Genomic DNA, 13,397 nt, shown 5'->3' on the forward strand with positions numbered 1-13,397 from the left:
TAACAAACTTATACTTTTTTGAAACCTTCGCCTAGCACTTCATATGCGTCCGAAACGATGACAAATGCTTGAGGATCAACATTTTTTAAAACTTGTTTCAACCTTGTGAACTCTGTTTGATAAACAACGACCATTAATACCGGGCGTTCCTCACCCGTATACCCGCCAAATGCCGGAAGTCTCGTAATCCCGCGATTGATCTCTTTATAAATCGCATCGCGCACATCCGTTTCTTTTTGTGTAATAATGTAAACCATTTTTGATTGGCTGAAACCTAGCTGTACAATATCAATCGTTTTTGTCGTGACATATAGACCAATTAACGCATACAGTCCTTTTTCAAGGTCAAACACAATTGCCGCACTAACCGCGATCAGGCCATCAATGAACAGTACACTTGTCCCTAATGTTAAGCCTGTATATTTCGTAATAATTTGAGCAAGCAAATCCGTACCGCCAGTTGAAGCATTCCCTTTAAAAACAAGACCTATCCCTAAACCGACAACAATCCCGCCAAAGATAGCCCCTAATAACGGGTTCAGCGTCCAAGGATCCCAGCTCTCCGTTAATATAACGAAGAATGGAAGAGCAATCGTACCAATAAAGGATTTAATCCCGAATTTTTTCCCTAGTACAAGCACGCCTGCTATAAATAAAGGAATATTAAATGCATACTGAACAATCCCGGCATTCCACCCGAACATTCCATGCAGGATTGTACTGATCCCGCTTACTCCACCGGATGCAACCTGGTTTGGAAATAAAAACACATTAAAGCCGAACGCAATGACTGCTGCGCCGACAATGACAAATACATATTCCATTACACTGCTTTTCACTGAACTCTGTGAGCTATATGTCATACAAATCCTCGCTTCTTTTGTAAATTCCATTGAATTATAACAAATCCTACATTAAATGAGAACTTCATCTAACTAAAGGAAAAGCGCCCCATAAAAGGACGCATTCTTTTTTACTTTTATTGGATTATTAATGCCTCATCAACCCATACTTTCACTTCTTCATACATCGGCAAAAGCCCGTCGACAGGTATGTTTAATTGCTGTGCTAAAGGAATAATAATTTCCCACTCCAATTTACTTAAAGCGGTAGCAAACTGTAAATACGGCGTCATCTCCGTATATTCACCGGAGATTGTTTCCAAAATCATTTCCGATAGCGGCAATTGTGTAATGATTGCATTCATCGGGCACTTTAATAAGGAATCGATCAATGAAAACAGACCAACTAAAAAATACTCAGAGAAATTCTTTTTGTAATTAAGGCGGGCAATTTTTTCACATGCTTTTGCTCGGAACAAGGATGCATACATTAACTCCTGAAATACATCGTTATTTCGCTTCACGTCAGATTCACGCATCGCCAGTAAATATATCCATCTCCGCAACTCCGTTAACCCTAGTAATAAAATAGCCTGCTTAATCGAGCGGACTTTCGTTTTCGAACGTCTTGACGAACCATTGATTAATTTGAGCAAACGGTATGATAATGAAATTTCCCGTTCAATATTGTTCGCCAATACATCAATATTTGCTTCATCATCCCGCAACAACGAGATGATCTGGAAATATTGAAACAGATTTGCCGGTATGTCTCTAGCCGTCAGTATTTGCGGTTTTTCAAAGAAATAGCCTTGAAATAGAAAATAACCGGATTCTTTGGCCATTTCATACTGCTCACGCGTTTCTACTTTTTCTGCCAGTAGTTTAATATGAGGAAATTTCGTTTTTATCGTATTTTCAATTGCCGCTCTCTCATTTTCACCTGTATGTAAAAAATCGATTTTTATATAATCAATGTGCCGAAAGAGCTCATCATAAATCAGAACTTCTTCATTAACGACAAAATCATCAAGCGCAATTTTATTCCCCGCATTTTTTAATTGTTTAAGCCGTTCAATTAACGCCATTGTAATCGGAATATCTTCCAATATTTCAATGACAATTTGTCCATGCTCAATAAAATCCACTGATTCCTGCATAATCAGGGTTTCCGTAAAATTAATGAATGATGGCTTTCCATTGGCTACTTCTTTAATGCCGATTGACAGAAATGAATTGATTAGCAGCTCAACGGTTGCTGTATCTGCATCAATATTCGGAAACTGGTTGGTGTAATTATTTCGATACAACAACTCATAAGCTACGATTTCTTCATGTCTGTTAAATATAGGTTGTCGCCCAACAAATACTTCCATTTTGTAATTTCCCCAATACTCGTATATTTTCTCTCTATTAATTATGGAATTTGCTGTTATTTTGCAATTTTCCAATGTACTATAAAATTAGATTAACAAAATTCAAGGAGGCAGTAAATGTGAACACTGTAAAATACGAGCAAAAAGACTTTATTGCATATGTAACACTTGATCGCCCCGATATGTTAAACGCTTTTAATTATGAAATGCTGGAACAATTACGCAATGTTATTGAATCCATTCAAATCCACCCTGATATTCGTCTTGTCATCATTACAGGTTCCGGTGATAAAGCCTTTTCGGTTGGTGCGGACTTAAAAGAAAGAAAAACATTGCCGGATACACTTGTGAAACGTAACTTAAACCGGTTCGGGGAAGTATTCACGCTCATTGAGCAATTACCGCAACCGACGATTTGTGTATTAAATGGCTATGCCTTTGGTGGCGGGCTTGAGCTTGCACTTGCTTGCGATTTCCGTATCGCGGCTGAAACGGTTTCCCTCGGCTTAACGGAAACAGGCTTAGGCATCATTCCGGGAGCTGGCGGAACACAGCGACTGCCCCGCTTAATCGGTGAAGCAAAAGCATTGGAGCTTATTTTGACAGCAAAACGAATGACTGCACATGAAGCACTTGACTATGGTGTCGTTACGAAAGTGGCACCGGTCGAAAGTTTACATGAAGTGACGGCCGACTTTGCCGCACTAATTTTACGAAATGCACCGATCGCAATACAGCAAGCTAAATTTGCTGTAAAACAAGGGATGAAAACAGATATTCAAACAGGTCTCCAAATCGAACGAAAAGCCTATGAACTGACGATTCCAACTGAGGACCGCATTGAAGCACTGAATGCATTCGCCGAGAAAAGAACTCCTCAGTTTAAAGGTAGATAAATTTATACTAAAGAAAACAGGGCCCCCTCTAGTAGGAAGCCCTGTTTTATCTTTTACAAGTATTTCTCAAACCATCCTGTAATTTGCTCAAGTCGTTCTAATCGTAAGTTCGGGATACCTGTACGTGATAAGTTATGGTCACATTCAGGGAAACGGACGAAGCCGACCTCTTTGCCCATTTTCTTAAGCGTAATATAAAGTTGCTCTGCCTGCTCAATCGGGCAGCGGAAATCACGTTCACTGTGCAAAATAAGCAGCGGTGTTTCCACATTAGCCGCATATTTCAACGGTGAGTGGTGCCACAATTTTTCCACATCATTCATATCTGCGAGCATTTGCCATTCAGAAAAATAATAACCGATATCCGATACGCCGTAGAAGCTGATCCAGTTTGAGATCGAACGTTGGGTAACAGCTGCTTTAAAGCGGTTCGTATGACCAACAACCCAGTTCGTCATAAAGCCGCCATAGCTTCCGCCAGTAATTCCTAAACGTGACTCATCGATCCATGCATAGTTTTCCAGTGCATAATCAACACCAGCCATAATATCTTCATAGTCCCCATCGCCATAATTGCCGCGTACACCGTCAACAAACTCCTGGCTGTAACCATGACTGCCTCGTGGGTTTACGTAAAGCACGCCATACCCTTTCGCCGCTAATAGCTGCATCTCATGGAAAAACGTATTCGCATATAAAGTGTGCGGTCCGCCGTGCACTTCAACAATTAACGGATATTTTTCCCCTTCTGTATACTGTGCAGGCTTCATGATCCAACCATGTACAGTTAAACCGTCTTTTGATGTATACGAAATTGCTTCAGGTTCAGACAGCGTAGTCTCTTGTAAAAACTTTTCGTTAAACGTTGTTAACTGCTTACGATCACCTGTTGTAATATCAAAGTCAAACAGCTCCCCAGGGAATGTTCCATTGGATACCGTCATTAATGCACGGTTACCGTTATTAAAGATCGCATAGCCGTATACATGCTCATTTTCTGGTGACGCAGGATAAAGTGCACCCTCCAATGTTGCATAATATAAGCGGATATCCCCTTCAGTCGATACTTGGAAATACAAATCATTGTTTTCTGTCCATACTACAGACGGAGCCGACACACCTTGCTGAATGTCTGCAACCGCATAGTCGCCAACCGGCAAGTCCAGCATTTCCGTCAACTTTTGAGTCGTTTTCGTTTCGGTATCATAAATATAAACATGTCCATGTGTAGCATTTCTGAATGTATGATCCGAACCGCCAAATGCAATGTAGCGGTCATCAAATGAAAACTCAGCCCCGCCAAAGTAGCCGTCTTCGTCTATTAGAACTGTTTCTTCTTTCGTATCTACATTAACTAGATAAAGCGGTGTACGGAACACATCATCCGTATTTTCTGCACGGTTCACACCGATCACCAATGTTTTCCCGTCATGTGAAATACCTTGTAAGCTATGTGAATAATCGCCTTTTGTAAAAGTATTCACTTCTTTCGTAGCTAAATCAACCGAAGCAATTTGTGAATAGCGGTCCTGTTTCAATAACCCGATACTATCTGCTTTGTATTTCATTTTATCCACGACATAGGCTTTCGGGAATTTCGTATCTTCCTTTTCTTCCGCTTTCGTAATATCCAGCCCTTTTTTAACTGTGCTTGTAATCCAAACTTTCTGGCCACAAGGACTCCATAAAAATGAATTTACACCATTTGGAAGTGTCGTAATTTCCTGTGCTTCCCCACCACGGCGGTTTAATATGTATAGTTGCTGTTTTTCATTGCGCTTTACTAAAAATGCGACTTGTTTGCCGTCCGGTGACCACTCGGGATTCGTCACACGTTCATTGCCGTATGTCCATTGTGTTGTTTCCCCTGATTCCAGGTCGATATGGAACAGATGAGCATTGTAATTATTTTCTTCTTTATTAATCACTGTTCGAATAAATACCGCCTCTTGCTCATTTGGCGCAAGTACCGGATTTGTAATAGATTGAATTTCGAACAAGCTTTCTTTTGTAATATACTTCGTCATTAAAACACCTCTTCATTTATTTCGATTCCCGTAATAACAATGTACCATCTTTTATTTGAAATTTCAAAATATAAAATATAAATATATAGAATAAAAGTTTATCCTTCTTCTCATAGAGATTCTTATTTAGTTCCGGTTTTCTTTTGGCGGGGGCCGCATAGCAGCAGTAAAGGCACGCCGTAAACGTCGCACCTTTACTGCTGCTATTATTGCGGCTTGGGACTCCCGCCAAATCAATAGTGTCCGGCTCTAAACCGTAACGCCCTTTAGTCGGCGCTTACAGTGGTAGGCGCCGGTTCTACGCACAAAGTTAATCTTTCTTTATAAAAAAATGATAGCCCTTGTTACAAAAAATTTCTCTCCTTTCTAAAAAGGAGATACTTTATGAGAAAGTAGGCGCCTTGCGAATGCACAGCGCCTCCCGATATAAGCAACGATTGAAACAACGGTACTTTAAGATTGGCAGGCGTCTCAAAAAGCACGAAGAAAAGTCGCAAAGACATGTGCAACATGGCTTGGTGACTTTTGTGCTTAGCCCGCCAATAACCACCGGAACATTATAAGAAGCTTTATGAGGACAATCCCTCAACCGGCACCTTTTTATTTTTCAATTTTTAAAAAACACCCGCCACAAAGTATGGCAGGTGTTGGAATGTTATGTTCTTGCGATTTCTTTTAAAGAACGGCGCAGAATTTTGCCTGTTGTGTTTTTTGGCAGCTCGTCCAAAATTTCAATAACAGTCGGCACTTTGTATTTCACAATACGGTCTGCACAAAATTCGCGAATCGCTTCTATTGTTAAAGTCGGATCCTTTAATACAACGTAAGCATTTACCGCCTCACCGAAATCCGGATCCGGGAAGCCTACTACAGCCGCTTCCACAATTCCTTCATGTGAGAACAATACTTCTTCTACTTCACGAGGATAAACGTTGTAACCGCCTACAATAATCATATCTTTTTTGCGGTCTACAATATAAAAGTAATCTTCCTCATCTTTTGTTGCTAAGTCACCTGTATATAACCAGCCATCACGAATCGTCACTGCTGTTTCTTCCGGCATGTTGTAATAGCCTTTCATGACATTCGGTCCGCGCACGATCAGTTCGCCTACTTCCCCAACGCCCACTTCATCCCCATTTTCGTCGACCACTTTATTTTCAACATTGCTGATCGACTGTCCGATTGACCCTGGTTTACGGTCACGGTCAATCGGATTGAAGCATGTAACCGGTGAAGCTTCAGATAAGCCATATCCTTCAGAAATCCGTACATTGAACTTTTGTTCAAAGTTAAGCAGCAATGAAACAGGTAATGAGGCACCACCTGAAATCGCCATACGAATTGTTGAAAATGCGGCAACATCCGCTTTGTCATATTGATAAAGGAAATTGTACATCGTCGGAACGCCCGCAAATACCGTCGCTTTATAAGCCGAAATCAACTCGAAAATTTCTCCCGGACTAAAGCGTGGCGCTAATAAAATTGTTGCTCCGCGTGTTAACGGTGAATTGACAACTACCGTTAATGCAAAGACGTGGAAAACCGGCAATGTTGCCACAATACGGTCTTCTGATGTCATTTTTAAGTAATCGCCAATATCTCTGGCATTCGAGAATAAATTGTTATGTGTCAGCATGGCACCTTTCGGATGACCTGTCGTACCGGAAGTATATAGAATTATCGCCGTATCATCAGGCGCTACTTCTACTGGATCCGTTGTACGTGCTGTTGTTGCTAATACTTGTGAAAACAGCTTCGTCTTTTCTTTTGCTCCATCTGAAAGCGCGGCATATTTTTCGCCGATGTCTTCTGTCGTTTCGCAAATGATATATTGTTCTACTTGTGGGAATCTGTGCACCCCTGCTTCCACAAGCGGTAATAATAAATCAAGTGCGATGACAACCTTTACATCACCATTTTGGATGATGTACGAGATTTCTTCTGCTGTATAGATTGGATTAATCGGAATTGCCACAGCACCAATACGCATTGATGCGTATAAACTGATGATGAAATGCGGTGTATTACCTAATAAAAACGCGATATGGTCGCCCTTTTTTACACCTAAATCCTCCAAAGCAGCTGCAAATCTTGCAACCGATTGCTCCAATTCACCGTAAGATGTGCCTTTACCTAAAAAGTAGTACGCTGTTTTTTCTGGTTGTTCGAAAGCTTGTTGTCTTACCTTTTCAACTAAATTCAATACACCCATCCCCCTATGCGTAAAATGAAAAAATATTCACTCTATTAGCATTATAGAATAAGTATATTAATAAAACAATATGAAAATCTCGTTTATTCATAAATATTGTACTAAAATCATTTTTTCTCTATTTTAAACTCATCCGCGCACATGTGAAATATAACGCCAGCGGATTAGGAAAAAGTAGACAATTTGGATTAGGGCAAACATTGTAAACGAAAATACGACTTCTTTTACGATCGATAAATTCATGACATCGTTCAGTACGGCTTGCACAACATAGAACGCAAATGCACTATGTACAAAGGCTAATCCCCATGGTAGGAAAAATTGAATCATTAAATTTCTCGTAATAAGACGCTTTAGTTCTTTACCGCTTAACCCTACTTTAATGAGCATATCGAACTGCTTTTTCTCTCGGTCCAAGTTTGCATATATTTTAAAATAAATAAAACTTCCTGACGCAAGTAGAAACACAGCTACTACTAATATACCGATGAGTGTTAATAAAGAATACGTAGCTAATATATAAGAATAATTTAATCCGGCATTTTCAAAGTAAAACGGCAATGTATATTCACTGTTGATCAGATAATCGCGGGCGACCATCTGCTGAATATCAATTCCGACATTTTCCGTTTCGGTCCAGTTAGGAATATCAAACGTAAATAAATGATAGCCAGGCTCGACATATGGTGCCATCTCAAACTCATTTGTCAGCTTTTCAAAGTCTTCATCACTAATAATGATGGAGTTACTGCTAATAATAGCTGTCGGGAAAAACATTTTCGGGTACACACTGTTAATCGTCAGGTCCACGTTATTTTCCTTCAGCACTGTCTTTACTTCCGTCTTCTCCAGCTTTTCAATCGAATCTTCCGAATAAGGAATGAACATAGCTTCCCCGCTTTTTAAATTCACGAGAGGATATTTATATGAAAACAGTAGATGATTAATATCCGTTTCCCGGAAAACTTCAACCGGATTTGATGTATACGATGATGTTTGACGCATAACCGTAAAGCGCGTCATATGATAACTGATGTCATTAAACTCAAGCTCATCGATTATCGATAAAATATGTTCAATTTCATAAGGATTATCCATTTCCCCTTTATACATAAGCCCGATCGGATTGATTTTGTCATACTGTGATGTGTAAGAAGACATCGCCGATAAAATACCGACTGTTAAAAAGGCAAGTGTTGAAACAAGTGTCACTATGAAAAACATGCGTGAGTTGAAACGTAAAATCTGCACCTGTTCGGCGATTGCCAGCATGCGTGCCCGTCTCCAGTAAAACGGCTTATGTCCCTTCAACCGGTCAATAATATAAAGTGTCGTATCGGAAAAGAAATAATACGTCCCCAATGTCACGAAAACAGGGATCAGTAATGTATACGAAAAAATAGATGACTTCGTTGTGATGAGTGCAAGACCGTATCCACATAAAATAAGGATGATTCCTAAAATGGCATTACGCTTTGAATAGGTCGCTGCAGCATCCACAAACTTTGGCCCTCTTATAAAGTTCCGTATTTTAATATCCGGTGTAAAAAGGATGCTCAACATCGAGATAATAACAAATGCGCTTAAATAAACGAATAATGTCAACACAAACGGCTCCCATGACAAATAGAGCGGCAACGAATTTAAATTTAAAATTTCACGGACAATCATAAAGAAAAATTTTGAAAATGCGAATCCGAATACAATACCGGAAATACATGAAAAAATCCCGATTGTCATTGTTTCGATGATAACGAGTTTTCCTAACTGATTCCGGTCCATCCCAAGATGAAGTAAAATCGCAAACTCTTTAGACCGCGCTTCCAAAAAGGCACGCATCGAGTAAAAAATAAAAAACCACGAAAACAGCACGAGAACGATTTCAGCAAAAACCATTCCGGCGATCGATACTTCCCCTAAAAAACCTCGTTCAATTTCAGGATGAAACATGAGCATCGAATAAATAAAGAACACAAAAACACTGAAAAAGCTGGCCATAAAGAAGGCGGCATAGTTACGAAAATTCCGGAAAACGTTACGGTAAGCGAATTGAAGAAAAGTCACCTACATGTCCCCCTAATAAACTTAATACATTTAAAATGCGCTGGAAAAATGTTTGGCGACGATCGTCTGTATAAATTTCATTGAAAAACTCACCGTCTTTAATAAAAATTACACGATCGCAATAACTCGCTGCAATCGGATCATGTGTCACCATTAAAATCGTCGTATCATTTTCTTTATTCATTCTTGCTAAAAGCTCCAGCACTTCTCGCGATGCATTCGAATCCAGATTCCCTGTCGGCTCATCGGCTAAAACGAGCATCGGGTGATGGATCAGTGCACGTGCAATTGCTGTTCTCTGGGCTTGTCCTCCTGATATTTCATTCGGACGCTTCATTAAAATTGACGTTAAATCGAGCAGCTCACTTAAATAGTGCAGCCGTTCCTCCATGACAGATATCGGCTGTTCATCAATTGTCAGCGGTAAAATGATATTTTCCTCCACCGTCAATGTCGGCAGCAGGTTAAAGTCCTGGAAGACGAAGCCGAGCTGGCGGCGTCTAAAATAGGCTAGTTCCTCACTATTAAGCTTTTGCGGTTTCATGCCATTAAAGACAATCTCTCCGGATGTCAGCGTATCGATCATGGATACCATATTTAACAACGTCGTTTTCCCGCTGCCGGATGGACCCATAATTGCGACAAATTCACCCTTTTCTACTTCAAAACTAAGCTGGTTGAGTGCTCGCTTCGTCACTTTTCCTTCATAAACTTTCGTAGCATCTTGTATTTGTAAAATAGACATAGTAACTCCTTTTAACCAAGTCTGTTTCTTTCAATCAATAATAATCCCTCATGACTGAAAAATTACTTCAATTTGTGTACCTTTACCAACTTCCGATGTAATTAAAAGCTGGTGTCCGAGCTTATCACAAATCTCCTTTGCGATATAGAGTCCCATGCCGGTAGATTCTCCGCTTTTCCGGCCGTTTTCACCGGTAAAGAAAGGCTTCATTACACGAGGTAAATCGGATCTAGGAATACCGACTCCTTCATCACGTATGAACAAATGGACATGCTGTTCTTTTTGCACCGCCGTAATATACAATTTTTTATTCGGCTCAAATGTATATTTCACCGCGTTCGTAATGAACTGCCCAATAAGGAAGTTCAGCCACTTCATATCACTCATGACGATTAACTCTTCGTCAATGTTCACTTCCGGAAACACTCGGTTGGCGATAAACAGACGTTTATGTTCATTAACATTTGCCATGATTGCAGATTTTAAAGGCACTTTTCCGATTTGCATATCATCCGAAAAGTTTTCCAGACGTGCATTCACTAAAACCATTTCAAGACCGCGCTTCAAACGTTCGGTTTCCTCCTGAACACTTTTTTTATCCAGCTCTTCTTCCTGCTGCAGCAAAAGCTCCAAAACAGAGACAGGGGTTTTCATCTGATGTACCCACTGGTTCATAAATTTATATTGTCTGGATTGTGCCGCATAAAGCGCCTGCACTTCATGCTGATACAATTTGTACAGCTCATGCAAATAACGCTCTGTCTCCATATATTCCGTTGTTTTCGCATTCTTTTGAAGCGCATCTTCCATCGTTTGCGGCAGCGTGGAAATCTTCGCTAAATAACGGCGTCTCAGCATATAGCGCACGACTAAAAATGAGACAATTAGAAGAAGGCTGATCGCAATCGCATAAATGGCCGTAGTGACACTGCGAAAGCCATCCAGCCAAAATAACGAAATTAAAAATAATGTGAGGGCGATTTGAAAAATCAGGTAGGAAAGATGTTCCTTCACAAATAATTTGATCGCCATTACATTTCCTCCGAGCTTAATAAGAAGCGGTACCCTGCTCCGCGCACAGTTTCAATAGCAGATGAAATGCCATAATCGGCCAACTTCTTTCGAACACGCGTCATATTTACATTTAATGTGTTTTCATCAACAAAAGCCTGATCATCCCACAATTCCTCCAACAGCTGTTCGCGTGACACCACTTTTGGCGCCTGACCCATTAATAATCCTAAAATGACACATTCCTTCTTTTGAAGCGGAACGACAAGAACCCTCAATTGAAGTTCCATCCGTTCCAAATACAATGTAAGCTGTCCTTGTACAATTTTCCGCTCTTCCTGTCTTGCAGAATATTCTCCGTATGTACGACGTAAATGGCTGCGAATTTTAGCGAGTACGATTTCATAGTTAAACGGCTTCGTTATAAAGTCATCTCCACCATTTTCCAATGCAAATATTTGATCCATTTCCCCCGAGCGAGCCGAGATAAATAAAATCGGACATTTCGTAAATTGTCGTAGTTCCCGGCACCAATAGTATCCGTCATAGGAAGGTAAATTAATATCGAGTAAAATTATATGAGGTGAAAATGCTAAGCATTGTTCCATTAATGAATCAAAGTCTTTAATCGTTTCGACTTCATACTGGTATTTTCTTAATGTGTCTGCCAATAGTGCAGCTATTTTAGGATCATCCTCAACGATGAAAATTCGATGTTTTTCCATCTGAATGACCTCCTTTTCAATAGGTTTTCAACTAAAATATCCCTACATAAGTTAATTGTTCATATTGTTCCATTGTATCAAAAAAAGGGGGCTCCCGAAAACAGGAGCCTCCTTTTCTACACACTCTATTACATTCATGATGACTGCAGAATCTGCTAGTAAATTAAATGAAGGAAATCCTCTTCCGTAATCCCGCCAAAGTATACCGGGATTTCAATATCTTTCAGCTTTTCTGCAATTGCGGCACGGTCATATTTCGTTCCGACTAAAAGTTCTCCAACCTCATCTACATCACCAACACCAAAGAAATCTCCGAAGATTTTTGCCTCTTCAATGACCCCTTTATTCACTTCCAGGCGAATATCTAAGCTGCCTGAAGGGAAACGCTTCGTTTTTTGAATGTTAAAGCGTGGTGATTTTCCGTAATTCCATTCCCATAACTGGTAACGGTTTTTTGAAATTTCATGGATGTTGTCCCAATCTTCTTCCGTCAGCTCGTAATATTGAATATTTTCCTCGCCACCGAAAATCGATTTTAAAATTTCCATACGGAACTCTTCTACCGTAATTTTTTCTGGAAGGAAATCAATGATGTTCGCAACACGCGAGCGCACTGATTTGATTCCTTTTGATTCGATCTTGTCCTGTTTTACTTTAAGGGAGTTCACGACAGCATCAATATCCAGGTTGAACATAAGTGTCCCATGGCTGAACATACGACCACGCGTTGAATATTGGGCATTGCCTGAAACCTTTTTCCCTTCAGCCAAAATATCGTTACGGCCTGAAAGCTCAGAGTTAACCCCTAATTTTGCAAGTGCATCAACAACAGGCTGTGTGAATTTTTTATAGTTGCTGAAGCTGTTGCCGTCATCCTTTGTCAGGAAGCTGAAGTTCAGATTGTTTAGATCATGATAAACTGCCCCACCGCCGGAAAGACGACGTACTACAATGATTCCGTTTTCTTCAACGTAATCTGTGTTAATTTCTTCAATCGTGTTTTGATTTTTTCCGATGATAATCGACGGCTGATTAATATAAAACAGTAAAAAATCATCCTTTTCGATATCCATGTTTTTCAGTATATACTCTTCTATTGCCAAGTTAATACGTGGATCTGTAATTCCTTTATTATCGATAAAATACAAGAGGCTCACTCCTTCAAAAATCGTCCATTTATATTTTAACTTAATTTAGGCATTTTGTGTTGACGAATTAAATCTGTTATAATACAATACAATATATAAACAGAAGTAATATAACAGAAACTTAAAGGAGGCATGCACAATGTTAGAAAACGTAGTGGAATTTTTCAAGAATTTACCTGATAAAATTTGCGTTCAATGCGGTGATAAAATCGAAGAACAAAGCGAGTGCTACAGCAACAATTGTGATAAATGTAACTCTCTTTAATTCTTTACACACTGTTTAATTCGTATTACTGACAACTTCATCTTAGAAATAGGATGAACCTATAATAGCTTACTTGAACCACG

General features: G+C 39.8%; 11 protein-coding genes. 2 read left to right on the forward strand and 9 right to left on the reverse strand.

Annotated elements, in window-relative coordinates; genetic code table 11:
- Positions 1-8: 8 nt before the first annotated feature.
- Positions 9-863: a YitT family protein gene (locus B5473_RS08335; protein WP_079524530.1), complete on the reverse strand. Its 855-nt coding sequence runs from the start codon at positions 861-863 to the stop codon at positions 9-11.
- Positions 864-979: 116 nt separating this feature from the next.
- Positions 980-2,218 carry an EAL and HDOD domain-containing protein gene (locus B5473_RS08340; RefSeq protein WP_079524452.1) on the reverse strand — a complete coding sequence of 413 codons (1,239 nt, stop codon included), beginning with the start codon at positions 2,216-2,218 and terminating at the stop codon, positions 980-982.
- A 119-nt stretch (positions 2,219-2,337) separates the two neighbouring features.
- On the opposite strand from B5473_RS08340, the gene B5473_RS08345 reads away from it, so the two are divergent.
- The gene (locus tag B5473_RS08345) at positions 2,338-3,114 is read left to right on the forward strand and encodes an enoyl-CoA hydratase-related protein (RefSeq protein ID WP_079524453.1); all 777 of its coding nucleotides are present in this window, start codon (positions 2,338-2,340) and stop codon (positions 3,112-3,114) included.
- A gap of 53 nt (positions 3,115-3,167) precedes the next feature.
- Here B5473_RS08345 and B5473_RS08350 read toward each other — a convergent pair whose 3' ends face one another.
- From B5473_RS08350 to B5473_RS08380, 7 genes are all read right to left on the reverse strand, one after another.
- Positions 3,168-5,141 carry a S9 family peptidase gene (locus tag B5473_RS08350; protein ID WP_079524454.1) on the reverse strand — a complete coding sequence of 658 codons (1,974 nt, stop codon included), beginning with the start codon at positions 5,139-5,141 and terminating at the stop codon, positions 3,168-3,170.
- Positions 5,142-5,796: 655 nt separating this feature from the next.
- Positions 5,797-7,347 (reverse strand): fatty acid--CoA ligase family protein, encoded by a 1,551-nt coding sequence (locus tag B5473_RS08355; protein ID WP_079524455.1) that lies wholly within the window; start codon positions 7,345-7,347, stop codon positions 5,797-5,799.
- A gap of 138 nt (positions 7,348-7,485) precedes the next feature.
- On the reverse strand, positions 7,486-9,420 hold the full coding sequence (locus B5473_RS08360; RefSeq protein WP_079524456.1) for an FtsX-like permease family protein: 1,935 nt from the start codon (positions 9,418-9,420) through the stop codon (positions 7,486-7,488).
- Positions 9,392-10,165: an ABC transporter ATP-binding protein gene (locus B5473_RS08365; protein ID WP_079524457.1), complete on the reverse strand. Its 774-nt coding sequence runs from the start codon at positions 10,163-10,165 to the stop codon at positions 9,392-9,394. Before B5473_RS08365 ends, B5473_RS08360 begins: the two co-directional genes overlap by 29 nt.
- 48 nt (positions 10,166-10,213) lie before the next feature.
- A complete protein-coding gene (locus B5473_RS08370) occupies positions 10,214-11,197 on the reverse strand; it encodes a sensor histidine kinase (RefSeq protein ID WP_079524458.1) in 984 nt (327 codons plus the stop codon).
- Positions 11,197-11,901, reverse strand: a complete 705-nt coding sequence (locus B5473_RS08375) for a response regulator transcription factor (protein ID WP_079524459.1) — start codon at positions 11,899-11,901, stop codon at positions 11,197-11,199. Before B5473_RS08375 ends, B5473_RS08370 begins: the two co-directional genes overlap by 1 nt.
- A 155-nt stretch (positions 11,902-12,056) precedes the next feature.
- Positions 12,057-13,049 (reverse strand): lipoate--protein ligase, encoded by a 993-nt coding sequence (locus tag B5473_RS08380; RefSeq protein WP_079524460.1) that lies wholly within the window; start codon positions 13,047-13,049, stop codon positions 12,057-12,059.
- 139 nt (positions 13,050-13,188) lie between these two features.
- On the opposite strand from B5473_RS08380, the gene yhfH reads away from it, so the two are divergent.
- A complete protein-coding gene (gene yhfH, locus B5473_RS08385) occupies positions 13,189-13,314 on the forward strand; it encodes a protein YhfH (protein ID WP_008406441.1) in 126 nt (41 codons plus the stop codon).
- Positions 13,315-13,397: the final 83 nt, after the last annotated feature.

The organism is Solibacillus isronensis (genome assembly GCF_900168685.1).
GTDB lineage: Bacteria > Bacillota > Bacilli > Bacillales_A > Planococcaceae > Solibacillus > Solibacillus isronensis_A.

Coding starts and splice junctions, on each gene's coding strand:
- yhfH (WP_008406441.1), top strand. CDS start 13,189: ATGTTAGAAAACGTAGTGGAATTTTTCAAGAATTTACCTGATAAAATT.
- B5473_RS08375 (WP_079524459.1), bottom strand. CDS start 11,901: ATGGAAAAACATCGAATTTTCATCGTTGAGGATGATCCTAAAATAGCT.
- B5473_RS08335 (WP_079524530.1), bottom strand. CDS start 863: ATGACATATAGCTCACAGAGTTCAGTGAAAAGCAGTGTAATGGAATAT.
- B5473_RS08370 (WP_079524458.1), bottom strand. CDS start 11,197: ATGGCGATCAAATTATTTGTGAAGGAACATCTTTCCTACCTGATTTTT.
- B5473_RS08365 (WP_079524457.1), bottom strand. CDS start 10,165: ATGTCTATTTTACAAATACAAGATGCTACGAAAGTTTATGAAGGAAAA.
- B5473_RS08350 (WP_079524454.1), bottom strand. CDS start 5,141: ATGACGAAGTATATTACAAAAGAAAGCTTGTTCGAAATTCAATCTATT.
- B5473_RS08340 (WP_079524452.1), bottom strand. CDS start 2,218: ATGGAAGTATTTGTTGGGCGACAACCTATATTTAACAGACATGAAGAA.